We start from the raw sequence: 23,783 nt of genomic DNA, 5'->3' as shown, positions 1-23,783 counted from the left end.
AAACATTGTTGCTAAGAGATAACCCGACCAATTGCCAAGGATGTAATCGGCGCAAGTTGTTGTTTCAACAGAGCCCATGTGCGGCCCCGATCGCTGGAAACCCACACCTGCCCAGCCTTGGTTGCTGCGTAAACACTATCAATTTGGTAGGCTACGCTGATCAAACAACTCCATTCCCCAACCTGGCCAATTGCCAAGCTTTGCCAGCTTTCGCCATCGCTGCTGCGTTCGAGTTGGTTGGGATCACTGGCAATGCGAATTGTGGCTGGTGGTTGACCTGCAAGTTGAATCGTTTGGCTTGGTGTGATTAGGCTGGGTGCTGGCTCAAGCGCTTGCCACGATTGACCACCATCCTTGGTTTGCCAAGCTTGGTTGCTGCTCCAAACGGTGGCTTGCATCGGGGCATCGGCTTGACAACTAACGGCGGCAATTGCCTGATCAGCTAATTCGATACCAACCGAAATCCAGCGATCAATTCGACCTGGATTGCTCAACAACACCACGCCTTGTTCAGTTCCGATATAGAGTAATTGTGCTTGTGCCATGAATTGTATCCTGCAATCAGAGCGCCATGCTATGGGCAAAATCCGCAATAGCTAAGCAATAATCCGGCCACGAGTTGCCACAATTTGGACTGCGCCATCGCGCTGTTCGTAGGCGACATACAAGCCAGCGGCGCGTAAACTTTCGACAAACTGATCGCCTGCCAGAAATTGAATTCCGCCGCTTAATAAAAATGTTTGCAATAAACGGCCTGAGCGTGAGGCAGCCTGCTGGGCTTGCATCCAAAAACTGCGGCCTGCGGCTAATAAACAGCGGCGTACCTCAGAAATTGCCCGATCTGGCCGAACAAACTCGTTGATCGAGCCACCACACGCCACGCCCGCCAAACATTGGTCGGCAAACGGCAGATCCTCAGCTAAACCACGGATGTAGCTAATTTTGAGGCGTTTAGCGCGGCTGCGGCGTTGGGCTTCGCGCAACATTGGCAACGAATGATCAAGGGCAATACAATAACTATCGGCGGGGAGAGCTGCGGCGATTGCCCGCGCATACAAGCCATTCGAGCAAGCCAAATCGAGGTAAACACCACCGCGTTGTGGTGCTAATTGAGCGATTAGCAGGGCTAATTCTTCATCGACCGGAAAACTGCGCCCGCTGAGCGTGCTCAAGGCTTGCCAACGCCAGAGCCGTTCATAGCCCCACGCGGCTAAGGGCAGCCGATTGACCACCTGTGCGCCATTCCAAGCTGCGGCGCGTGGCAACAGATCGACAATTCCATCGCGAATAGGCCAACTGTGACCGACGGCGCTGACCAAAGTGCCCGACCAAATCATGCCATCGCGCCAACGGGCATCGTGCAGGCTAAGGCTGGTTTGTGAAACCGGACAACGCAACCATGGAAGCAAATCAGGATGCATAGCTACCTCACTGAAACGCCCGTTTGAGGCGCATTGAGCTTAGGCGTTGCGCAGCACCCAACTAAGATCATCGGAAGCCACATGGCCATGTTCGATCAATTCGACGAAGAGATCGACCAATTCGGCTTGCCATTGGGTGTTACGCCCCGATTGAAGCACTTGCACTGCTTCGGCACGGCTCATACCTTTGCGATAAGGTCGATCGGTCGTCATCGCATCGAAGCTATCGACCACCGCGATAATCCGCGCCCCTAGCGGAATTGTATCACCAGCGATTCCATGCGGATAGCCTTTGCCATCCCAACGTTCATGATGGTGTAAAACCATTGGCCCAACCGAAACCGAAAAGCGCATTGGCGCGACAATATTTGCCCCAATTTGCGGATGCTTCTTCATCTCGTCGTATTCTTCGCTGGTGAGTTTGCCCTCTTTTTGTAGTACGGTTTCGCGGATAGCAATTTTGCCGATGTCATGCAACAAACCACCATAGCGAATCAAACGCGACTCTTTGGCATCGCAGCCGCAGGCCGTCGCCAAGGCATAACTATACGAAGCTAGGCGGCGCAAGTGGCCTTCAGTGTAGGGATCACGTGATTCGACCGTCGTAGCGAGGGTGAAAATTACTCGCTCAGTGCTTTCAAGTTCCTCGGTGAGGCGACGCACTCGTAGCAGCGAGCGAATGCGGGCCAAGAGCACAGTGCGCTCGAACGGCTTGTTGATAAAATCATCAGCGCCCATCTCCAAGCCCAAAATCCGCGATTCATCATCGTTGAGGCCGGTGAGCATGGCCACTGGCAACAACTGGGTTTCCTCGCGGTCGCGCAACCGCCGACAGACCTCAAACCCATTCATAACGGGCATGGTTACATCGAGCAAGACCAAATCAGGCATACATGCTTGAATGTCAGCTAGTGCCTCGACACCATCACGAGCGATGCGCACGGTATAGCGCTCACGTTCAAGCACCCGTCGCAAGGTATCAATACTACGAGCCTCATCATCAACAACTAAAATGATCTCCGACATGACGATACCCTCAATGTTGATTGCAAAGTGGATCGGAAGCTGAAACGAAACGCAATTGCGGCGGATGCTTAGCCTGATCATCAACCAGTGCTTGCATGGTAACAATTACATGCTGAAGATCAAGAAAATCGACCCAAGCTAGGGCGGCTTGGAGCTTGGGAGCGGCTTTATGCCAATTGAGCAACAAACCTTTGGGGTTGCCCCGCGACCAATGAACCAACGCCGCAGCGGTTTGGATCAGGCCTTGGAGCAAATCACGTTCGTTGCCGCTTCGTTGGAGCCATTGCACTTCCCAAGCTTCGTGGGCATGCCAATAGTGGCCAGCATTGAATAACTCGAAGCCTTGGATAAATTCACTGGTTTGCTGGATTGGCATGTCCATCGTCACCACCAGATTTTAGTAGCGCTTGATGCTGGAATCGACCGCTACCGACCAGCGATCAATCCCGCCAGTCATGTTGGTGAGTTGGGTAAACCCTGCTTGGGTAGCAAGCGCCTGACACACTTGAGCCGAGCGACCGCCATGGTGACAAAAGACCACAATCTCGCGATCTTTGGGCAATTCGCCCCACCAATCGTTAATTTGGCTCATTGCTTTGCGTTCGCTGCCTGCGATACTGGCAATTTCCCATTCGTTGGGTTCGCGCACATCGAGCAGATACAAATCTTCCCCAGCGGCAATGCGGGCAGCAATGTCTTCGGCACTTTGGTTGTTATACATCTTAAGCTCCTTGGCTAGGGGCAATCCAACGTGGATGCCATAGGTGTATCCATTGCGACCAATCGGCAACTGGTGGCTGAATCAGTTGGCTAAAATAACGGCAATCAAGCAAGCCGAAATCGGGCAAACTTGGCAGATCGGCAGGGTGACCACGCTCCCAGGCTTCGCGTCGCTCAGGAAAATAGGCGATGGTTAATTTGCGAGATTGACGTGAGAGTGATGAGGCAAAGGCTAAGTTGGCATAACGATTGGGATAAACCAGCACCCAGCCTTGTTCGGCAGGTGCGATATGATATGAGGTGGGCATGCCTTGAACAACCTGTTCAGCGAAGGGCTGGGTTGCTTGCCATTGCGCCAGCGTAGGGGCTTGATCGTGGCATTGGGTGATCGTCCGTACGGCAGCGGCAATAATTTGATGATTATTACTTTGAAAACAATAAGCAGTGAGCCAAAGCTCATGATCAGCTGGAATCGCCACGATCGGCTTCCCTCGTACACCGTTGAATCAAGCGTTGGCTTGCGCGAGCAACGCTGCCAGCGAGGCAAAACCCCAAGCTATTCAACACAACATCATCAATATCAACAACCCGATAGCCCAGCCAATATTGACCAAGCTCGACGGTGCAACTTATCCCAATACCAATGAGACCAATTTGCCAAAGCCGCAGTTTGGGCCGCCAGAAGGCTAAAAGCCAGCTGCTAGGGGCAAATGCCGCCACATTTCCGACGATATTAATCAAAGCAACCCGCCCCCCTTGCTGGATGGCTGCCCTGATTGTGGCTCCGATGTGCAATTGAAGGCTAGGCTGGGTTGTGCTACCTGTCCAATTATGCCATGCTAGGCCAAATACGGCCAATGTATAGAGCAACCCCAACCAACCATAGAAATGTCTGCGCTTCATGAAACATAACAAACGGGGACGAGTTGCTCGTCCCCGCTCACTGTATCGTAAAACAGCTTAAGGCTTAGTGACAGCCGCAGCCGCCGGCCCCGCTGCCACAGCTACCACCACTGGCGGGAGCTTCGCCATTTTTGGGTTTGAACGAGCTACCACAGCCACAGCTTGAGGTTGCGTTGGGGTTATCAATTTTGAAACCGCCACCCATCAAACTGTCGATGTAATCGATCGAGGCACCGCCAATGTATTGAGCGCTCATTGGGTCTACAATTACCCGCAAGCCACTGGCGAAGAATTCGGTATCGCCTTCGTTGGTTTGATCATCGAAGCTCATACCATATTGCAAGCCTGAACAGCCACCGCCGGCCACAAAAACCCGCAGGGCATATTCATCGGACAATTCTTTTTCTTGCTTGATCGACAACAAGCGATTTGCTGCTGATGCCGTCACCGTGACCAATGCTGGATCGATTTCAATGGCAGTCATTGGTTTTACTGCTACATCGCTCATTTGAGAGCCTCCTGTGCCGGAAAATCAGGTTGACAACATGCCTTCAAATGGCATTTGCTTCCCTGTAGCATACTTGAAAAAAGCTTGAAACGCAAGCAATGCTTGACCTGTTTCAAGGGTAAAACGCGCATAAACCAAGGGCCGATTAGGTCATGGCTTTGGCTTGGTTTGGGCTGCAATTCAGCCAAATTCCTAAGCTGTGCAATGTGCTGATACCATTGCTAGTATAGCATGGTCTGAGGGGCTTAGTTCGCTAGTTTTGTCAATGATTAAGGTTAATCTTGGGTTGGATTTAGCTCGAAGCTATCACCCCATTCGGCTTTTCGCGCTTGTTTCCATTGGGCATCACGTTTATTAATCGTTATACTACTAAGGCCTTGGGGTGTACAGAGTTGCAATTGGATGCGCTGTGGTTGTTGCAAGGGGTGGCGAATAACTCGTGCTTGCGCTAGCTGGCTTGGCTGACGACTAACCGCAATATAGCTCGATTTTTCATCTTCATAGCCCAACTCAGCAGCTTTTAAGTTGCGATGGAAGCGGGTGCGTTCGATGCGGGTGGCAAAATGACACCAATCGTTGGCTTGCATTGGGCACGTTTGTTGATGAGGACATGGCGCAATTAAATGGGCTTGTTGTTCGAGCAAAAATGTCCGTGCTGCCAAGATTAGTTCAAAGCCGCGCGGTGTGCCTGGCTCAACAATTAATAATACGCCATTGCTGGCTTGCCAAGCTTGGATCAATAATTGTTGGCGCTGCGTTGCATTTAATTCACCCAACACATAGCCAATCGTCACCAAATCATAATGACCCAAGGCATTGGGATTGGGTAAATTGGCCTGTTGCCAGCGAGCGTGTTGGAGCGAAGTTGGCCCAGCCTGCATTAACCGTTGGCCAAGTTGCAACATGGTGTTTTCACGTTCAATTAACTGATGCTGGTGCAAACTTGGCCATGTTTGGCTGGCGGCCCAGGTTGCTGCTCCAGTGCCTGCACCTAAATCAAGCTGAGTTTGCGGCTGAAAGTTTAGTTGGCGTTGGGCGATTTCAGCACAAGCGGCTTTGATGGCCCCAAGGGTTGCGGGCATGCGCGTGGCGGCGTAGGCCAACACATCGGCAGCATTTTGCACAAATGGCGCAGTGGTGCGGCTATGGCCTGCACGGTAGCGCTCGGAAAGTCCGCTGGCTGCCGCCGCTAAACGCCGTTGATCAGTGCCAGTTAATTCACGTTCTAAGGCAACCCGCAAAGCTGGTGGCAACATACCCAAACTCCTACAATAATCAGCGCTCTATGCTAGCCGATTTGCAGTAATTATGCAAAAGTAAGCGCAAAGAACATAGAATATATGAATGTTGATCGACGAAGAACTGAAACCGCTAAGAACACGAAGATCGCGAAGTTAAGTTTTTTGCCACAGATTGCTATGATTATTCTCCTATGCCCAATGCTTGATTGCTCGCTCCGACCTTTTTGCCTTCATCCTGCATCCTTCGCTCTCTGCGCCTCTGCGTTAATTAAAATGTATCTGACCCCTGATCCCTAGCCCCTGATCCCTGCCCACTCAACACTATGTTCTATGTTCTATTTTGTGATATCATAACAGGCACGACGTTTGGAAACGCTTCACCTCTGGTTTGAAACATTCCCCCACTCATTTTGGCCCAAGCTTGAAACATGCTTATTGGAGGACACTGTGGTCTACACCAATCCCAATCAGCCGGGCAGTAAAGTCAGTTTTAAGTCACGGTATGGCAACTACATCAATGGCGAGTTTGTTGAGCCAGTCAAGGGCATGTATTTTGAAAATATCAGCCCAGTTAATGGCAAGCCGTTCTGCGAAATTCCTCGTTCGACCGCCGAAGACATCGAAAAAGCGCTCGATGCGGCCCATGCTGCCAAAGCTGCTTGGGGTGCAACCTCACCTGCCCAACGTGCCAATATTCTGAATAAGATTGCCGACCGCATGGAAGCCAACTTAGAGATGTTGGCGGTCGCCGAAACATGGGAAAATGGCAAGCCTGTGCGCGAAACGCTCGCCGCCGATTTACCGCTAGCGATCGATCACTTCCGCTATTTTGCTGGAGTGATTCGGGCGCAAGAAGGCAGTGCGGCCACAATCGACGAAAATACGATTGCCTATCATTTTTATGAACCGCTGGGTGTGGTGGGCCAAATTATTCCGTGGAATTTCCCGCTGTTGATGGCAACTTGGAAATTGGCTCCAGCCCTCGCTGCTGGCAATTGTGTGGTACTCAAGCCCGCCGAGCAAACGCCCAGCACAATTTTGGTCTTGATGGAATTGATTGGCGATTTGATTCCAGCGGGCGTGGTCAATGTGGTCAATGGCTTTGGGATTGAAGCAGGCAAGCCATTGGCCAGCAGCAATCGGATCGCCAAAATAGCCTTCACTGGCGAAACCACCACAGGCCGTTTGATTATGCAATATGCCTCAGAAAATATCATTCCTGTGACCTTAGAGCTTGGTGGTAAATCGCCCAACATCTTCTTCGAGGATGTTTTGAGCAAGCAAGATGCGTTTGTTGATAAAGCGCTCGAAGGCTTTACCATGTTTGCCTTGAACCAAGGTGAAGTTTGTACCTGCCCATCACGGGCATTAATTCAAAAATCAATCTATGGTGAGTTTTTAGAGCGAGCGGTCGAACGCACCAAACGCTGCATTCAGGGCAACCCGCTTGATCCTGCCACCATGGTGGGTGCACAAGCCTCTAACGATCAATTTGAGAAAATTTTGTCGTATTTGGCGATTGGCCGCGACGAAGGGGCTAAAGTGCTGGTTGGTGGGGCTAAAGCCGAACTCAGCGGCGATTTAGCCGAAGGCTATTACATTCAGCCGACGATCTTTGCTGGCAACAACCGCATGCGCATTTTCCAAGAAGAAATTTTCGGGCCAGTTGTTTCGGTAACTTCGTTCGATGATTTTGACGATGCCTTGAGTATTGCCAATGATACCTTGTATGGCCTAGGCGCTGGTTTGTGGACACGCGATATGAACACAGCCTATCGTATGGGTCGCGCCATCCAAGCAGGTCGCGTTTGGACTAACTGCTACCACTTGTATCCAGCCCATGCTGCGTTTGGTGGCTACAAACAATCGGGGATTGGCCGCGAAAACCATAAGATGATGCTTAACCATTATCAACAAGTTAAAAACCTGTTGGTCAGCTACGATCCCAATCCAATGGGCTTCTTTTAGTTGATTGGTGCTTCCAAACGTCACACTACCGCAGGTTTGCTGCTTGCGGTAGTGTTTTTATCTCAACAAGGAGTTGGATCATGACGGTTGAACGTGTGCTGGCAACCGAACAAACTGAAGCCTTGGTTGCTAAACTCAGCCAATTGCATGGCCCATTATTATTTCATCAATCGGGTGGCTGCTGCGATGGCAGTGCCCCAATGTGCTACCCCCGCCAAGAATTTCGAATCGGTCAGTACGATGTGTATCTTGGCGAGATTGCAGGCTGCCCATTTTATATCAGCGGGCCGCAATTTGAATATTGGCAACATACCCAATTAATCATCGATGTGGTCAAAGGTCGTGGTAGCGGCTTTTCGGTCGAAGCGCCTGAAGGCTTGCGCTTTTTAACTCGTTCACGAGTATTTAGCGATGCCGAATATTCCGAATTGCAAGCTGCTGGGCCACCCTTGCGTGGCCAACAACATGCATAAAATAGAGCATAGAACATAGGGATTAAGCCAGATTTTTGATCCATGAAGGGCACAAAGGATTGGAACCGCGAAGAGCGCGAAGAACGCCAAGGCCATTTTTAGCCACAGATTACCCAGATCATATTCCTACAGCTGTCTGAATCGATTTAGCTCCTACAAAACCAGTCGTTAATCAGCTCCCTTCGTGCCTCTTCGTGTCCTTCGTGGTTAAAACTTCAGCTTTCCTCCCTCATAATTCCTCCTTTCTACTACGCCCTATCGTTGTGTAGGACACATGGCTTATGGCATAGCTCTTGCACAGCATGATAGGATAAAACCCACATGACATTATTAATTCAACGATATCTACATACCCAAGGAGTTACTGAGATGAACGTGAAGCGTGAAATCTTGATGCAAGGCGTAGAGCTTGCACCACTTGTCGAGCGACTTAAAGAGGAAGGCACAAAACGCGGCTTATCCCAATCGGCCAACAACGAATATGGTCCAGTCTTTATCAATCATCACTACGATTTGCGGATCGAGCGTGATCCAGGCGATTGGGGCCAATATCGGCTGATGCTGATGCACAAGCTCCAACCAAAAAGCAGTTTCTTCGGCATGTTCCGACGCGGTTAAATGCCAACACGGCTGAAGCAATTTCAGCCGTGTTGTGGTTTAGCCAAACAAGTTTAGCGTTCGTTGCGCCCGAATAGCGCCCACGCCCCAGGTAATACCAAGGCCGCAATCACAATCTTCAAAGCATCACCAGGCAAGAAGGGATAAACCCCCGCCCACATCACGCTGATTTGACCAAACGTATCTTTGTAGATGTTTAGCCACGATGCACCGATCGCGTAGATCAAGATATTGCCAAAACAAAACATCGCCAAAGCGGTTGGAATCCGCCGATCCCAGCCACGTTGAGCCAACCAGCCCACCAAAGCTGCGGCCAATGGCCACGACAGGAGATACCCACCAGTTGGGCCGAGCAATTTAGCCAAGCCGCTGGTCATGCCAGCAAAGACAGGCATTCCAGCCAAGCCCTCGACCAGATAAAGCAAAATCGCCAAAGCGCCACGACGTGGCCCCAAAATCGCCCCCGTCAGCAACACCCCCAAGGTCTGGCCCGTAATTGGCACGGGAGTCCAAGGCAACGGAATAGCAATTTGAGCGGTGAGGGCAACAAACAAACTAAACCCGATAATCAGCGCAAGATCACGACCCAGTGATTTGCCACGAATCAGGTCGGCCAAGGTTTGTCGTTCCGCTACCGATTCCACACGATACATGTGCAGCTTCCTCCTAGATAGATTGTCTACGATCCTCGTTGCTCTTCTAGCGTCACTTTATTGTAGGCAAGCTCAAAACCAGCTCGCGTTACAATCCGTTGCGAATCGCTCCCACTAATGGTTAGCACGGTTGCCCAACGACAACCTTGGGCCTGAGCATAAGCTAAACGTGCTGCAATCAGGCTGGTTTGTGCTCCGCGCCGTCGCCAATCTGGCTTGACAAAGGTTGAAAACAGCGTGGCAACTTCGGCATTAATGCTTAATGCGCCACAACCAATCAGTTGATCTTCAAGCCACGCTCCAAAAAGCTGGCTATCCGATCGGGCGGCGGCAGCCCTGGCCATCGTGATGCCCATCGGGCTACTTTGGCCATGGTTGGTCATAGCTTCAACCCATAGTTCGGGCTGTTCAGGTGCGATCATCCGCGATTGTACACTACTTGGGCTAAAAGGGGTATAACGCAGCATGTCAAAGGCTAGCACACTCCACCAACGAATAATTCGGTAATTGCGCTGGCTCAACAGTGTTGACAGACTCGGATCGCTGAATGGGGTTAGTTCGAGGCTAACTGCTAGTTGACGTTGCCGATAAAAATCTTCTAATGCAGCAAATTGTTGTGCATCCCAAGGCTGTTGGCTGCCAGCCCCAACCGCCCGATTAATCGGTAAGTCGGGGCCAGTGTAGCAAGCTGTTGCATCGCCAATCTGCGCCCAGGTTGCCTGGCTTGTAGGCACAATGTTGGCTACCGCAGCGGTATATTGACGCAAATTATGCGCATCAGCAGCCTCAAGTTGGGCCGCTAGTTGACGATCAATCAGCATTATTGACCTCGCATTGCCATTGGTAACCAAACCTTCCATTGGCTAACAACTGGCGTGTTGCTTGGCGTTGGGGTATTGCTGGGGGTCGGTGTGTTGCTCGGTGTTGGCGTAATTGTCGGCGTGTTGGTTGGAATATTGGTCACCATCACGCTAGCGGTAATGCTATTTACATTGCCTTGCTGATTGGCGACGCGCACCCAAACTTGGCTATTGGTTTGGACATTGGTCAAGGTTAAACTTGGCATTGTTGCACCACTGATTGGGTTACTGGTGTCGCCAGTTGTGCCACGATACCATTGATAACTGAGATTTGCCGCGCCAGTTGCGGTTACATTGACGCTAGCATTTTGGCCAAAAGCAACCGTAGTATCAACTGGTTCGCGCACAATTCGCGGAGCTAAATGACCATACACCACCAATTTATCGGTGTTGGTGATGCTATCGACTGAGAATGTGCCAACGATGACTTTACCATCAGCAATTAATGGGGTATTGAATTTGGCCAAATTGCCCATCGCGTCGCGGGTAGCGTTTTGGTTGCTATTCCAGGTTTCTTGCAAGGTCAAGGCGTTATAGGCATGAATAACCCCGGGCTGGGTGGTGGTATTGGCGCTGCCGCCAGTCGAGTGGGTTGCCCAAACGATTCCGGTATTGGCGTTGCTGCCATTCCACGATAACGACATCACACCACCAGGCATCGTCACGGTTTGCAAGGTGCTGGTGGCTACAGGCGTGGTATTAAAACTTGGGGTCAATGGCTGCGTCGTGCTAAATTGAAAAGCTTTCAACGGCGAATTGACTGGCCAAACAAACATGCGAGTGCCGGTTGCCCCACCAGCTGCCCAAACCACTGGTGTGCCAAAAATTCCACGAAAGCCCGAGCCACCATGGGGTTTGAAGCTTTGATAGAACTTGCCGGGCACAGTTTTATCAAAGCCAGTTGTGCCTTGCTGAACCCCTAGACCACCCATATCATTGCGATTGAAGACATAGATTTTGCCGCCCTTACTGCCAGCGATCATCACATTGGTATTGGGAATTAAGACCGCGCCAGTTGTGCCTAGGTCGGTGTCGTTGGTGTTGAGGGTTTTATAATCGTAAGGCGTAAACCATGTTTCAACGGTTGGCGAGAGTGGATTAGTGACATTCAATTTGTTGACCGACGAGCCATAATCGCGGCCATTGGGCAAATTGGCGTTCCAACTGCCGTTGCCAATCGAAAGATACAAATTGCCTTGACCATCGCTGGTAAGGCCTTGCCCGCTCATCCAGATACCACCTTCGCCATCATTGGCGGCGTTGGGCTGCGAAGTAACTTCTTTTTGCGGCGTTGTGTTGTAGATCAATTCTTGTTGCAGGGTCGTTTTGTTGTAGCCAAAGACCCAACCATGGTAAGGATCGGTGTCGGCATAGCCAGCAAATGCCACATACACCCGATTGCCGTCAAGCAGCAATGAAGAACGTTGCAAATGCTGGCGGCTATCGAATACGACAATTCCATCATTGGGATTAGCATCGTTGCCATCACCTGGCACTGAGCCTTGGATCGTGGTGGATTGAATAAGTGTGCCATCCAAAATATTAATCGCAATCATACGATGTTGATATTGATAGGCTCCTAGGCGGATAAATGGTACAACATAGAGCGTGTTGGTGGCCGGATCGATCACTGGCGAGCCGGTAATCCCAACGTAGGGCTTGATATCTTGGTACACGCCGCCATTATAGCGCGTGCCAAATTCTTTTAAATTGCTAATCGCGTATGGCCCAAGGTTGAGCGACCACAATGGCTGGCTCATCGCTGGATCGTCAGCATCGAAGGCGTAAACGTTGTTTTTTTGAGTTGCAACAAATACGACGTTGCGAGTGCCAACCCCGGGCATGTTCAAATCGGGCACATACAACGGTTGAGCGTAGATCTGGCCGTCAACTGTGCGGCTGAACAATTTACCAAAGGTGGTAGACATAACATTGGTTGGGGCTAGTAGTTGCTCGGCGGCGGTTGTGCCAGTGCGAGCGTTGTTGAAACTACGAGTTGTCACCGCGACCCGCGCTGGTGGCGGTAGGGTTTGGCTGGTAGCGCTAGGCACGGCATAGGCCGCTGGTCGTCGCAGCCAGACCCCAGTGCTCAAGCCCGCCAATAGCCCAACAAGCAAGAGCATGCGTAATTGAACATTTCGCATCGTTGCGCTCCTTCTGAAAAAAGAACAGGGATAGCGCAACTATACTTGATCCAATTGAGGACTGCAATCGTTACCGGAAGCTTAATCTTTTGATTTGAGAAAGTTTAAGCTTGGGTACTAAGCCAGCAGCATTGGTAACTATCAAGTACGATTTCATGGCTTTCAGTATCAATATTAAGTTCTTTTTCATCCAACAAATCATATAAGCGTCCAACGAGGCCTGCCTGTTGGATAACCGCTAAACTAACCCGCTGCGGCTTTGCGGAAAGGTTTCCAAGAATTAAAATTCGCCCCAATGGGTGAACTCGAACCACCCCTAAAACATGGCGTTGCTGTGTCCAGATTGGCAAGGTTTGGCCTGCGCTATGCAAGGCTGGAGTATGTTGGCGCACCTGAATCAAATGGCGTAACACTTGCCATAAGCGCCCAGCAATCGTAGTTGGATCATGGCGTTGGGCCGCCAAGCACCAATCCATGGCTGGGCGATGCAACCAGCGGTTATCGTTGGCTTTGGTAGGGTCCTGCAGGTAGCTGTGATCATTGAGCATACCCAATTCATCGCCCATATAGATCAATGGAATGCCACCAAAACTAAAAATAACGGCGTAGAGCAACGCGATCCGGCGAATCGCCAATTCAATCGCTGTTGGATCGGCGGTCTCCAAGGCTTGCTCTAGCCCAGCCAACGAGGCAGTCATGCCGCTAATTCGGCGATCGTTGGTGAGCGGGTTGTATTGAAACACCTCGCCCCGTGCAAAACTACCAGCAAATTCGCCGCTATACCAAGCACTCAAAAATTGGCGATGCAATGGCCCATCTTCGCCAACCAAGGCTGCATTGTGGTCGGTCACAGCCCAGCCAATATCATCGTGGCAGCGCACATAGGTAATCCAAGCGGCATTGCTGGGCGTTGCGGGCATGTTCAGCAACGATTGGGTCAACAGATCGGCGCGTTGCGAGGCCAAGGCACTCCACAACAACACCATCAGCGAATTATGGTAGGCAATTTCGCAAAGCTTGCCTGTGCGCCGCCCCAAGCCCAAATATTGCACCAAATCGTCGGGGGCCACAATTGCCTCGGCCTTGAAAATTGTCGCTGGACAGACGATTCGCATGGCTGCTCGCCACGCTTGCAATAGATCGAGCACTTCGGGCTGATTTTGGCAATTCGTGCTGAGGCGTTTCCACATAAACGGTACAGCATCCAAGCGCAAGACATCAACGCCTAAATTGGCGAGATACAGCAAAATATCCAGCATCTCCAGCCAAACCATGGGGTTGGTATAATTCAAATCCCATTGAAATTCGTTGAAGGTCGTCCAAACCCAACGACCATGCTCGCCCAGCTCGGCATACCAGGTAAAATTACCAGGCGCAAAATCAGGAAACACTTCGGGTAAATGTTGTTCATAGGCATCAGGCAAACTGCGATCGGCAAAACTCAGATAATAATCCAAATATTGAGCGTCACCGGCACGAGCCTTAACTGCCCATTCATGCTCTTTGGCAGTGTGATTCACCACCACATCAATGCATAAGCTGATGCCGTTGGCGCGGAGCAAATCGCTTAATTCGATAAAATCGGCCACATTACCAAGCCGTTGATCAATCGAGCGATAATCGAGCACCGCATAACCGCCATCGTTGGGGCCATGGCGTGGCTGTAATAGCGGCATCAGATGCACATAGGTCAAACCCAGTTCCTGCAAATAATCAATATGCTCAATCACCCCGCGCAACGTGCCTGCCAAGCAATCAACATAGTAAATGCCGCCAACCATCTTGGCCTCAGCAAACCAATCGGGCTGGATTTCGCGAGCTAAATCGTGAATTTTCAGGGCATCGCGGCGTTGGGCATAGGCAGTAATCAAACGTTCGGGCAATTGCTCCAACAACTGTGTCCAAGCTGGATGCAGGGCATACAATGCGCCTAGCGCTTCTAAGCAATCGCCAAAGTGGCGTTGCATGCGCAAGCGAAAAATATCGCGATCACGCGGATTCGTGATCAGTTGATCGAGCAAATTGTCGAACGTGGTTGGATTGGGCAAATGCATTGTTTGAACTGTGAGTGGTTGCATAACCACACTCCTCATACTGCCTATAACGCTAGTTTAGCCCTTGACCCCTGATGAGGCCACCGATTGGACAAACCATTTTTGGAACAGCAGGAAAATAATCAGCACTGGTAGCGTTACCATCGTGGCGAAGGCCATAATATCGCCCCATTGGCGTGGCATTTGGCCAAAAAAGGCTTGCATACCAACCGTCAATGGCCGCACCGCTGGATCACGTACCACCATCAATGGCCACAAGAAATCGCCCCAGTGGGTCAGAAATTGCAGAATGGCGACGGTCGCAAAAACTGGGCGTGAAAGTGGCACAATGATCTGCGAATACATCCGAAAACGGCTGGCTCCATCGACCAAGGCCGCTTCCTCAATATCCTTGGGAATATTCAGGAAAAACTGGTAGAACAGGAAAATCGAAAAAGCATCGGCAATAAATGGAATGATCTGCACATGATAGCTATCGAGCCAGGTCATGCGGCCATCAAACCATGGCAACTGATTGACGATCAGCAGCAAAGGCACGGCAACTGCCTGAAATGGAATGATAATCAATGCCACGACGATTGCCAAGAGCAATTTTTGGCCGCGAAATTGCATACGAGCCAAAGCATAGGCAATCAAGCTATTGACAAATAGCCCACAGATCACGATTGACAAGGCGATAATTACCGAATTGATTAGATATTGGGCAAATGGCACGCGCTCAAAAACATCGCGAAAGTTTTGCAGCGAAAGCTCACCAGTTGGCAAAAATGCCGCAAATGTGCTCATTTCACGCAAAATCTGCGATTCATCGGCTTTGATCGCCGTGACCAACATAAATAGGATGGGAAACAGGGTAAACAGCGCGATTCCCGTCATCAGCAGGTAGATTCCGAATCTACGCGAGCTTTGCTGCCAGCGCTTGGTTGGTTCAATTGCAGGACGTTGCATGATTAACCTACCTTTCTGAGCGGGTAAAAATTCGTTGGCCCAGCGAGATCAGCAACACAATCACGAAAAACACTACCGAAAGTGCCGAGGCATAGCCAACTTTTTGGGTGCGAAACCCGCTGTTGACAATATGCAACATGGCAGTGACAGTGGCATCGTTAGGGCCGCCCTTGGTCATAATCTCAACTTGATCGAACAGCTTGAAGGCCATAATTGTGGTTGAGATCACCACAAAAATTGAGGTGTTGCGCAATTGGGGCAGGGTGACAAAGCGAAACTGTTGCCAAGCACTGGCTCCATCCAACTGAGCTGCTTCGTATAATTCGCCAGGAATTTCTTGCAAGCCCGCCAGATAAATCACCATCTGAAAGCCAACGCCCTGCCAGATCGACATCAACATAATCGCTGGAAAGGCTAATTTAGGATCTTCCAGCCAGCGATACGGGCCAAGTTGACCAAAACTGATCGTCTGGATAAATTTGTTGATAATGCCCTGATCAGGATTGTAGAGAAATGTCCAAACGACCGCCACAATCGCCATAATGGTGACAACTGGAATAAAGTAGATTGTGCGAAAAACGTTGATTGCTTTGATTTTTTGGTTGACCAAAACTGCCAGAAATAAGGCAAAACTGGTTTGAACTGGCACAACTACCGCCACAAACAAGAAATTGTTCAGCAAAGCGCGGACAAAGGTCGCATCTTGCCACATTGCCAGATAATGTTTGAGGCCAACAAAGCGCGTTGGCAAGTTGGGGTTGGGCACGAGGCGTTGGTCGGTCAGCGAAAGATAAAACGCCAAACCAAAGGGCGCGATCAAAAAGATCAGCAGCAACAGCAGTGCCGGAGCCACAAACGCCCAAGCGACCCGTTGTTCGCGGCGTTTCCAACTAAGCATTGGGCGGCTGGTGGTGGGTTTGGCGCTAGCGGTTTGCGATTTTGAAATAGCCATCAGACACACTCCTTGTGAAGCACCAAGCCGCTGAAACCAACGGCTTGGTGGTTGATCAACAGTTACTTCACGGGATAGCCTTGATTATCTTCAATATCGGCATCAATCTTTTGGGCCGCTTTATCCAACTCAGCTTGCACATCGGCTCCGGCCACAATGTTATCGACGGCTTCGGCAAAAGCTGTGGTAATGACTGGGTAGGCTGGAGTAATTGGGCGGGGCACGGCAACACCGCTGGTCAACTGCTGCACATAAAGGTTCAGCGGAGCGCCATCACCAAACAATTTGGATTTGGCAATTGCTGAAGTACGAGCGGGCACAGCGCCATTGGCATCGCTCATGCGCAGCACTTCTTCGGGCGAGACGATGAACGAAAGCACTTCAGCGGCAGCAGCAGGATTAGCACACTTGCTGGTAATCCCCCAATTCCACGAACCCATACCCGTTTTTGCGCCCTTGCCCAAATCGGCGGCAGGCAGCACCAACAATTTATCGCCCAAGGCTTTGGCATAATCGGGGTAGGCCCAGTGACCAACCCAGCTCAAAGCTGCTTTACCTTCAGCGAAATCGGTGTCGCCAGCAGGCTTAGGATTAACATAGCCATTGGTGAAGAGACCTTGGAACCACTTCATTGCTTCGACCGAAGCCGCGCTATTCAAAGTGCCACTAGCTTTTTGATACGTTGAACGATCGATCAAATCGCCGCCGAATGATTGCAAGAAAGGTGAAAAGCCATAACTAAACCATTCGCCACGGCCATAGTTCATTTTCAATTCGAGCGGATAGTCCAAGCCATTGGCTTTGAGTTTGCTCAAGGCCTCGTCAAGCTCAGCGCGAGTCCATGGTTGGGTCAAAGTTGGAATGCGCACCCCAGCTTTTTCCAACAACTCTTTATTCCCATAGAAGCCTAAGCCCGAATCGAACTGCCCAAGGCTATACAATTTGCCATTGTAGGTTCCTTGTTGAATGATTGAAGGCAGGAAATCGGCTTTGACATCGGCAGCGATCAAACTATCCAAGGGTTGCAAATAGCCCGACCATGCATAGTTATAGACAAATGGGCCATCAAAATCGAGCAAGCAGGGCAATTCGCCAGCCAAGGCAGCAGCATTGACTTGATCGTTATACGCGCCTTCGGGCAATTCGATTGCTTCGACTTTGATCGCTGAGTTGTTGGCTGCAAATGCTTGAAGCGTTGCGTTCAAAGCATCGCGTTCAGCGCCTTGGCCGGAGTGAAACCACAGCGTGACCGTGCCACTAGCCGCACTGCTAGCGCCAGTTGCCGCAGTTGGGTTGGTCGGGGGCGTGGTTGGCGTAGCCGCCTCGCCACATGCCGCCAAAATTAAGCCGATCAGCAAGGTAAACGAGCGAATCCATGGTCGTTGCATAGTGGTGTATCCTCATTGATTAAACCAAACGTCAAGCTAACAGCGAAATTGGGTGGATGAGGCAGGTTGGCAGCGGCGAGCAATCCTCCTATATCATACGTCAATTTTGCATGAAAACGTTTCCATTATTATGATAAAAAAATCCCGCACTGGGAAGGCATTTAGAGCTATAGGCAAACAGGAATAACGGTCACTTGACGGCCAACACTGGTGATTCTGGCCTTGATTGAGTATTTGAAGTAATGGAAGCGTTTCCATTACAATACGCCAAAAGTAGATCATTGTCAAGGGGGAGTTTTCAAGCTTGAAAGATCGGCAGGCGAACGAAGTTTAGGGCTAAAAATGCCAAACGAGCAAGATTTTGCGCTTTTTCAAAACCTTGCTCGTTTGTTTGACTGACAAACATTGTTTGAAAGCCAAAAAAGCGCTACTGTAGCACAGGCTCACGCTACAACGGCGGCTTATTCGGCTTGCATGCCTGGCACGTAGTATTGGGCTACGTAATCTTTGAGCATGCGACGGAAGCTAAATTCCGGGGCAACCGTGCGAATCGATTCTTTCATGGTTGCAATCCACTTGTGGGGCAAGCCATTGGCATCGCGATCATAGAACGATGGAATAACTTCGTTTTCCAACAAGCTATACAACGATTCAGCATCGTCAACATCTTGTTGTTCAAGATCGTCGTAGCCAGCTTCGCGCCCAATCGCCCAACCGTTCTTGCCGTTGTAGGCTTCGCGCCACCAGCCGTCAAGCACGCTTAGGTTTGGCACACCGTTCATGCCAGCTTTTTCGCCGCTGGTTCCCGATGCTTCCAAGGGTCGGCGTGGGTTGTTCAACCATACGTCAACGCTTTGCACCAAATGGCGGCCAACGTTAATATCATATTCTTCGATAAAGAAGATCTTGCCACGCAACTCAGGGTCGCGAGCCATGTTGTAAACGGCGCGAATAAAGCTCTTGCCTGGCTCATCGGCTGGGTGCGATTTACCAGCGAAAATAATTTGAACTGGACGCTCAGCGTTGTTCAAAATCCGCTTGATCCGATCCAAATCGCGGAAAATCAAGGTTGCGCGTTTGTAGGTGGCAAATCGGCGGGCAAAGCCAATCAACAACGCGTTGGGGTTCACATCGCCGCTAATTGCATCGTCGCGATGATAGCCTAAACGACGTTGGCGTTGCCAAGCGCGTTCGCGAATAAAGCGAGCCAAATCGTGCTTTTGGCCTGAGTGTACGCCCCAAAGCACTTCATCGGGCATCGTCGTGATGCGGTCCCATGTTTTAGGGTCATCCATAACTTCGCGCCAACCAGCCCCAAGCACTGAATCGTACATATTGGCCATAGCTGGAGCAAGCCACGTATCCGAGTGCACGCCGTTGGTCACATGGCCAATTGGCACTTCGTCAACTGATTTGCCTGGATACAGGAATTGCCACATTTGACGGGCTACAGCGCCGTGCAATTCGCTCACGCCATTATGATATTCCGATAAGCGCAATGCTAGCACGGTCATGCTGAAGGTTGGCCCCCAGCTTTGTTGCTGCAAGGCAATATTCATAAAGGTGTCGCGATCAATGCCCAATTGTGGCCAGTAGTTGTGGAAGAATTGATCGATCAGATCGAGTGGGAAGGCATCGTTACCAGCAGGCACTGGGGTATGGGTGGTAAAGACTGAGCGTTTGCGCACTTCACTGACAGCATGCTCAAGGTTTTCGCCGCGTTGTACCCGTTCGCGCAACAATTCTAAGCCCAAGAATGCTGAGTGACCTTCATTCATGTGCCAAACGGTTGGGTTGATGTTGAGGGCACGTAACACTCGCACGCCAGCAATCCCCAAGATAATTTCTTGAGCGACCCGCAACCATTGATCGCCGCCGTACAAGCGGGCTGACAATTCGCGATCTTCAGGGCGATTTTCGTCAACGTCGGTATCCATCAGCAGCAGGGTGATGCGGCCAACTTGGAAGCGCCAAACTTTGACAAACACCATGCGCCCAGGTAGATCCACGCTCACGCGTAATTCGCTGCCATCACTGTTGCGCACAACCAAGGCTGGCAACTCGGCAAAATTCAAGCGTTCGTAGAGCGCTTCTTGAGTGCCTTCGCTATTGATGAATTGGCGAAAATAGCCTTGAGGGTATAAAAAGCCGACCCCAACAAATGGCAAACCAATATCGCTAGCTTCTTTACAATGGTCGCCCGACAAAATGCCCAAGCCGCCAGAGTAAATTGGCAATGATTCATGAATGCCAAATTCAGCCGAGAAATAGGCAATTGTTTGATCTTTAAGCTCAGGATGGGTGCGGGCAAACCAAGTTTGATCATCACGCATATACTGATCAAATTTGATCGTTACCCGATCATACTGGGCTACATAATTGCTATCAAGAGCTTTTTGTTCGAGGCTAGCCAAGCTAACTTCACGCAAAAATTTTACTGGATTATGGCCCGTGCGCTCCCACAACGTTGCATCAATCGTTTGGTAAAGTGCTTGGGCTTCTGGTTGCCAGCTCCACCAAAGGTTATAAGCCAACTCATAGAGTCGGTTGATCCGTTGGGGTAGTGGGGCAAACAGCGGTGGTAATTCAGCAACGTTCATTGCAACTCCTTGTACTACGATTAATTAAAAACCGATGCCGCCAGCCAGAAAAAGCCTGTCGCAACATCGCGTTGTTTGTTTTGAGCCTGAACGTTAGTGCCTATTATGGCTTAAAAGCGGGGGAGTTGCAACCGTTTTTCAAAGGATGAATTATGAGGGATGAAGGATAAATGATATCAGGCTTTAACGCAGAGTCACAGAGCATAAGTACTGGACTAGAGAAATAAACATATAATTTGTGTAATTCGTGCAATTCGTGGCTAAAATTCTTGCGTATGCCATCCTTGGCGGATCAAAAATCAAATGCGCCAATCAAATAACGATGATCGGATACGCCAGCTCCTGTTTCAAGCTGAATTGGCCGGATTGCTGTGTTGTGCCAGATATAATCAATGCGTACCACAGGCGGATGCCACGATCGCTGCGGCCAGCTAAAACCCATGCCCACCCCGTGTTCGCGCCAACTATCACCCCAAACCGTGTTCAATGCCAGATAGCCCGCCTGTTGCTCGACCGTATTAAAATCGCCTGCCAAGAGCAATGGCTCGGTTGTGCGGCTAAAATCAGCGATCATTTGCCCAATCGCTGCGTCTTCACGCTCACGCTCGAACTTGAGCCAACGAATCGGGCTATGCTCAATATGCACATTCACCAAAATTAAGGGTTGTTGCGGGTGCTGCACGCGATAGGCTCGCCGATAGCATTGCCAATAGGCACATGGCTGAATTAACTCAAACGGCCATTTGCTCCACAAGGCCAAATCGGCTGGTTGCGCCGCGCCGCTCGCTGGGCGAAATTCAACATATGGATACTTGCTAGCTAAGGCTGTTTGCAATGGTTGACCCAAGCCAACATCAACTTCTTGCAGGGCAATTAAATCGGGCTGTTCATCATTGATCACTCGTAGAATATCAGCGCTGTTTAAATTCCAACCAGCTACATTCCAACTGAGTAGGCGCAAGGCTGGCGTTGTATCTGGTCTTGGTTGAGGTAACCAACGCTCAGCGTACAACCAAAGCCAGATCAAACCGATAAAGATTGCCATTACACTCAGCCAGCGCCGCCGTTGCGGAATTGCCCACAGCAATAACGGCAGGGCTGGCGCAAAAAACCATGGTTGCAGCACGCTCAGTAGATCAACCGTGTTGCTATAACTCAGGCCTAGCCCAAGCAGCCATAAGCCTAACCAAAGCCGTGGCCAACTCATGCGCGGCGTGCTCGTGCGCGATACCATACGGTCAAATAGAGCATCAAACCAAAACTGAGAAAATTCGCGCCACGCGGATTAATCGCGCTCCACAGCCAATTGCCAGTTTGCTCGCGTAAATCATCAAACAATTTGCCAAGCTTGGGAATCAGCAATAAATCGTAGCCCAACACCAAACATGTGGCGATCAACGGGGCAATAATTCGCCGCGAACCCGCCAAAACCACAATAATTAAGGCAATTGCCGAAACCCGAAATTCGGCCAACGTGGGTGAAATATAGCTAAAACTGACTGCGAACAGGCCACCAGCCAAGGCCGCCACGCCGCCACCCCAAGCATACGCCAAGCGTTTGAGCGCCACAGGTGCAACCCCAACACTGGCCGCTGCCAATTCATCGCTGGCCAAGGCCGCCAAAGCTCGCCCATAATGCGAACGCACCAAGTTATAGCCCAAGATACCAACGCCACAGGTAATTGCTAACACTGCATAATAGGTCGCGCTGGGCGTAGCCAAATCTAAGCCAAAAATTTGCAGATTGGGCACGCCCGAAATGCCGCTTGAGCCATTGGTCAGGCTGCGCCAATTTTGCAACACGCGCTGAGCAATTACGCCAAGTGCAAAGGTAACAATTGCCAACAGTTCATTATCGAGCCGCGCTGCTAAAAGCCCAATTAGCCAGCCAAATAGGCTGCCGCCAATCCCACAGACCAGTAAAATTCCTGCCAATTCGCCTGAGCTTAGCCATGTTTGCCAACCGCCATGCAAGCCCGTGCTCATTAAGCCGACCAAATAAGCGCCTAGCACAAACGGCGCAGCATAGCCTAAATCAAGCATGCCGCCCCAGCCAACAATCAGGTTTAATCCCAATGCCAGCAAACCATAAATCAAGATCTGAATCGCAGCAACTTGAATGCCTAATTCAAACCAGCTATTTAGCAACGGCACACAGGCCAAGAATGCTGGCACGATCAGCCAACGCCAATTTTGCCGTACTGCTTGGACGCTTCCAGCCAAGGCTGAATTAATCGGGCTATCGTCTAGTTTTGGTTGTTGGCGCAGCACCACAATTAGAACCAACAAACCAAGCGTAAGCGCTGGAGTCCACTGGGCGGCGATAAAATAATCGCTGAAGGCCGCCAAAATGCCCAAAGCCAAGCTACTCAGTAATGCTCCCAGCGGCCTGCCAACCCCACCCAACAAGGCTGCGGTAAAGGCAATTAAGCCACTTTGTGCCCCATAATTGGTGTAGGGCGCAGTGTAATACAGGCTAAAGAGCAAGGCCGCCAAGCCTGCCAAAGCACCGCCAAGCGCAAAAACTTGACGTAACGTTGCACTGTAGTTGATGCCACACAACTGGGCCATGGTCGGGTCGGCGGCGCTGGCTTGGAGTTTCCAACCAAAGCGGGTGCGCTGCAATAGCCAATGCACGCTCAGCGCCACACTCACCGCTGCCGCCAGTACAATCAAATCTTTGCCTTGTAAAATCAGCGCCGCATCGCCAAACAAATTGCCATGCGGCAACAGATCGGGCACATTAATTCGGGCTACTTCAGGAATGCCAGGCACACTGCGATGTTCGCCTGGAATAACGGCGTTGGTCAGGGTACGCACAAACAAAGCGGCTTGGTAGAGCATAAATGAAATCCCAAGGGTTGCCATCAACGGGGCTAGACGCGAAGCCCCGCGAAAAGGCCGAAAGCCAATTTGTTCGATGAGCAGGCCTGTGCCTGCCCCAACCACTGCGCAAACAACCAATACTACCAGCAACCCCAGCCCAATCGAGAGCCATGAAGCGCCAACTTGCAAGCCCAAAATCGCGATTGATTCAGCGGCCAAAACCGTGAGCAAGGAAAATAAATCGCCATGGGCAAAATTGAGCATGCGCACAACGCTATACACCAGCGTCACACTGATCGCATTCAGGGCGATAATTGCGCCATTGGCCAAGCCAAAAATTACCAATTGTAGCAAAAGCTGGCTACACGAAAACTGGGCACCACCACAAGCAGTCATTGTGATTCCCCCAAGCAAAGTGCGATTGTGGAGTTGAGTAGAGGTTAAACACTAAGAGCGAACCCAGCCGAGTTCGCTCTTATG

Annotated in this window: 22 protein-coding genes; 3 read left to right on the top strand and 19 right to left on the bottom strand. The window is 50.6% G+C overall.

Going from position 1 to position 23,783, the window contains the following annotated elements:
* Positions 1-11: 11 nt before the first annotated feature.
* From LCH85_06155 to LCH85_06115, 9 genes are all read right to left on the bottom strand, one after another.
* Complete coding sequence (locus LCH85_06155; protein ID MCA0351560.1) at positions 12-545, bottom strand: hypothetical protein; 534 nt, start codon at positions 543-545, stop codon at positions 12-14.
* A 51-nt stretch (positions 546-596) separates the two neighbouring features.
* Positions 597-1,421 carry a methyltransferase domain-containing protein gene (locus LCH85_06150; protein MCA0351559.1) on the bottom strand — a complete coding sequence of 275 codons (825 nt, stop codon included), beginning with the start codon at positions 1,419-1,421 and terminating at the stop codon, positions 597-599.
* A 39-nt stretch (positions 1,422-1,460) separates the two neighbouring features.
* Entirely contained in the window at positions 1,461-2,447 is a 987-nt protein-coding gene (locus tag LCH85_06145; protein MCA0351558.1) for a response regulator, read from the bottom strand.
* Positions 2,448-2,457: 10 nt separating this feature from the next.
* Positions 2,458-2,829 (bottom strand): DUF309 domain-containing protein, encoded by a 372-nt coding sequence (locus tag LCH85_06140; GenBank protein ID MCA0351557.1) that lies wholly within the window; start codon positions 2,827-2,829, stop codon positions 2,458-2,460.
* 15 nt (positions 2,830-2,844) lie between these two features.
* Positions 2,845-3,168, bottom strand: a complete 324-nt coding sequence (locus LCH85_06135; GenBank protein MCA0351556.1) for a rhodanese — start codon at positions 3,166-3,168, stop codon at positions 2,845-2,847.
* Between the two features lies 1 nt (position 3,169).
* Positions 3,170-3,646: a hypothetical protein gene (locus tag LCH85_06130; GenBank protein ID MCA0351555.1), complete on the bottom strand. Its 477-nt coding sequence runs from the start codon at positions 3,644-3,646 to the stop codon at positions 3,170-3,172.
* Positions 3,630-4,070 carry a VanZ family protein gene (locus LCH85_06125; protein MCA0351554.1) on the bottom strand — a complete coding sequence of 147 codons (441 nt, stop codon included), beginning with the start codon at positions 4,068-4,070 and terminating at the stop codon, positions 3,630-3,632. Before LCH85_06125 ends, LCH85_06130 begins: the two co-directional genes overlap by 17 nt.
* Before the next feature lie 64 nt (positions 4,071-4,134).
* Positions 4,135-4,578, bottom strand: coding sequence for an iron-sulfur cluster insertion protein ErpA (gene erpA / locus LCH85_06120; GenBank protein ID MCA0351553.1), 444 nt, complete (start codon positions 4,576-4,578; stop codon positions 4,135-4,137).
* A 275-nt stretch (positions 4,579-4,853) separates the two neighbouring features.
* Positions 4,854-5,834, bottom strand: a complete 981-nt coding sequence (locus LCH85_06115) for a small ribosomal subunit Rsm22 family protein (protein ID MCA0351552.1) — start codon at positions 5,832-5,834, stop codon at positions 4,854-4,856.
* 432 nt (positions 5,835-6,266) lie between these two features.
* Between LCH85_06115 and LCH85_06110 the strand changes: the two genes are divergently transcribed.
* From LCH85_06110 to LCH85_06100, 3 genes are all read left to right on the top strand, one after another.
* Entirely contained in the window at positions 6,267-7,787 is a 1,521-nt protein-coding gene (locus LCH85_06110; protein MCA0351551.1) for an aldehyde dehydrogenase family protein, read from the top strand.
* 80 nt (positions 7,788-7,867) lie between these two features.
* Positions 7,868-8,260: a DUF779 domain-containing protein gene (locus LCH85_06105; protein ID MCA0351550.1), complete on the top strand. Its 393-nt coding sequence runs from the start codon at positions 7,868-7,870 to the stop codon at positions 8,258-8,260.
* 369 nt (positions 8,261-8,629) lie between these two features.
* Positions 8,630-8,878, top strand: a complete 249-nt coding sequence (locus LCH85_06100; GenBank protein ID MCA0351549.1) for a hypothetical protein — start codon at positions 8,630-8,632, stop codon at positions 8,876-8,878.
* Positions 8,879-8,931: 53 nt separating this feature from the next.
* Here the strand turns inward: LCH85_06100 and LCH85_06095 are convergent, their stop codons facing one another.
* From LCH85_06095 to LCH85_06050, 10 genes are all read right to left on the bottom strand, one after another.
* Complete coding sequence (locus LCH85_06095; GenBank protein ID MCA0351548.1) at positions 8,932-9,531, bottom strand: biotin transporter BioY; 600 nt, start codon at positions 9,529-9,531, stop codon at positions 8,932-8,934.
* A gap of 26 nt (positions 9,532-9,557) precedes the next feature.
* Positions 9,558-10,352, bottom strand: coding sequence for a GNAT family N-acetyltransferase (locus LCH85_06090; GenBank protein MCA0351547.1), 795 nt, complete (start codon positions 10,350-10,352; stop codon positions 9,558-9,560).
* Positions 10,352-12,535: an immunoglobulin domain-containing protein gene (locus tag LCH85_06085; protein MCA0351546.1), complete on the bottom strand. Its 2,184-nt coding sequence runs from the start codon at positions 12,533-12,535 to the stop codon at positions 10,352-10,354. The genes LCH85_06090 and LCH85_06085 overlap by 1 nt, the downstream gene beginning before the upstream one ends.
* 104 nt (positions 12,536-12,639) lie before the next feature.
* On the bottom strand, positions 12,640-14,613 hold the full coding sequence (locus LCH85_06080; protein ID MCA0351545.1) for an alpha-amylase: 1,974 nt from the start codon (positions 14,611-14,613) through the stop codon (positions 12,640-12,642).
* A 33-nt stretch (positions 14,614-14,646) separates the two neighbouring features.
* On the bottom strand, positions 14,647-15,537 hold the full coding sequence (locus LCH85_06075; protein ID MCA0351544.1) for a carbohydrate ABC transporter permease: 891 nt from the start codon (positions 15,535-15,537) through the stop codon (positions 14,647-14,649).
* Between the two features lie 7 nt (positions 15,538-15,544).
* The gene (locus LCH85_06070) at positions 15,545-16,489 is read right to left on the bottom strand and encodes a sugar ABC transporter permease (protein ID MCA0351543.1); all 945 of its coding nucleotides are present in this window, start codon (positions 16,487-16,489) and stop codon (positions 15,545-15,547) included.
* Between the two features lie 62 nt (positions 16,490-16,551).
* Positions 16,552-17,877, bottom strand: a complete 1,326-nt coding sequence (locus tag LCH85_06065; GenBank protein MCA0351542.1) for a sugar ABC transporter substrate-binding protein — start codon at positions 17,875-17,877, stop codon at positions 16,552-16,554.
* A gap of 461 nt (positions 17,878-18,338) precedes the next feature.
* A complete protein-coding gene (gene glgP, locus LCH85_06060) occupies positions 18,339-20,477 on the bottom strand; it encodes an alpha-glucan family phosphorylase (GenBank protein ID MCA0351541.1) in 2,139 nt (712 codons plus the stop codon).
* Positions 20,478-20,769: 292 nt separating this feature from the next.
* Positions 20,770-21,684, bottom strand: coding sequence for an endonuclease/exonuclease/phosphatase family protein (locus LCH85_06055; protein ID MCA0351540.1), 915 nt, complete (start codon positions 21,682-21,684; stop codon positions 20,770-20,772).
* Positions 21,681-23,699 carry a hypothetical protein gene (locus tag LCH85_06050; GenBank protein MCA0351539.1) on the bottom strand — a complete coding sequence of 673 codons (2,019 nt, stop codon included), beginning with the start codon at positions 23,697-23,699 and terminating at the stop codon, positions 21,681-21,683. The genes LCH85_06055 and LCH85_06050 overlap by 4 nt, the downstream gene beginning before the upstream one ends.
* Between the last annotated feature and the right edge of the window lie 84 nt (positions 23,700-23,783).

Source organism: Chloroflexota bacterium (assembly GCA_020161265.1).
Taxonomy (GTDB): Bacteria; Chloroflexota; Chloroflexia; order Chloroflexales; family Herpetosiphonaceae; genus Herpetosiphon.
This window is presented reverse-complemented; position numbering and strand designations above follow the sequence as displayed.

Excerpts from the sequence above, each read along its gene's own strand:
- LCH85_06080 (MCA0351545.1), bottom strand. The coding sequence starts at position 14,613 with ATGCAACCACTCACAGTTCAAACAATGCATTTGCCCAATCCAACCACG.
- LCH85_06155 (MCA0351560.1), bottom strand. The coding sequence starts at position 545 with ATGGCACAAGCACAATTACTCTATATCGGAACTGAACAAGGCGTGGTG.
- LCH85_06100 (MCA0351549.1), top strand. The coding sequence starts at position 8,630 with ATGAACGTGAAGCGTGAAATCTTGATGCAAGGCGTAGAGCTTGCACCA.
- LCH85_06135 (MCA0351556.1), bottom strand. The coding sequence starts at position 3,168 with ATGTATAACAACCAAAGTGCCGAAGACATTGCTGCCCGCATTGCCGCT.
- LCH85_06125 (MCA0351554.1), bottom strand. The coding sequence starts at position 4,070 with ATGAAGCGCAGACATTTCTATGGTTGGTTGGGGTTGCTCTATACATTG.
- LCH85_06140 (MCA0351557.1), bottom strand. The coding sequence starts at position 2,829 with ATGGACATGCCAATCCAGCAAACCAGTGAATTTATCCAAGGCTTCGAG.
- LCH85_06075 (MCA0351544.1), bottom strand. The coding sequence starts at position 15,537 with ATGCAACGTCCTGCAATTGAACCAACCAAGCGCTGGCAGCAAAGCTCG.
- LCH85_06065 (MCA0351542.1), bottom strand. The coding sequence starts at position 17,877 with ATGCAACGACCATGGATTCGCTCGTTTACCTTGCTGATCGGCTTAATT.
- LCH85_06095 (MCA0351548.1), bottom strand. The coding sequence starts at position 9,531 with ATGTATCGTGTGGAATCGGTAGCGGAACGACAAACCTTGGCCGACCTG.
- erpA (MCA0351553.1), bottom strand. The coding sequence starts at position 4,578 with ATGAGCGATGTAGCAGTAAAACCAATGACTGCCATTGAAATCGATCCA.
- glgP (MCA0351541.1), bottom strand. The coding sequence starts at position 20,477 with ATGAACGTTGCTGAATTACCACCGCTGTTTGCCCCACTACCCCAACGG.
- LCH85_06055 (MCA0351540.1), bottom strand. The coding sequence starts at position 21,684 with ATGAGTTGGCCACGGCTTTGGTTAGGCTTATGGCTGCTTGGGCTAGGC.
- LCH85_06115 (MCA0351552.1), bottom strand. The coding sequence starts at position 5,834 with ATGTTGCCACCAGCTTTGCGGGTTGCCTTAGAACGTGAATTAACTGGC.
- LCH85_06050 (MCA0351539.1), bottom strand. The coding sequence starts at position 23,699 with ATGACTGCTTGTGGTGGTGCCCAGTTTTCGTGTAGCCAGCTTTTGCTA.
- LCH85_06070 (MCA0351543.1), bottom strand. The coding sequence starts at position 16,489 with ATGGCTATTTCAAAATCGCAAACCGCTAGCGCCAAACCCACCACCAGC.
- LCH85_06150 (MCA0351559.1), bottom strand. The coding sequence starts at position 1,421 with ATGCATCCTGATTTGCTTCCATGGTTGCGTTGTCCGGTTTCACAAACC.
- LCH85_06090 (MCA0351547.1), bottom strand. The coding sequence starts at position 10,352 with ATGCTGATTGATCGTCAACTAGCGGCCCAACTTGAGGCTGCTGATGCG.
- LCH85_06145 (MCA0351558.1), bottom strand. The coding sequence starts at position 2,447 with ATGTCGGAGATCATTTTAGTTGTTGATGATGAGGCTCGTAGTATTGAT.
- LCH85_06105 (MCA0351550.1), top strand. The coding sequence starts at position 7,868 with ATGACGGTTGAACGTGTGCTGGCAACCGAACAAACTGAAGCCTTGGTT.
- LCH85_06085 (MCA0351546.1), bottom strand. The coding sequence starts at position 12,535 with ATGCGAAATGTTCAATTACGCATGCTCTTGCTTGTTGGGCTATTGGCG.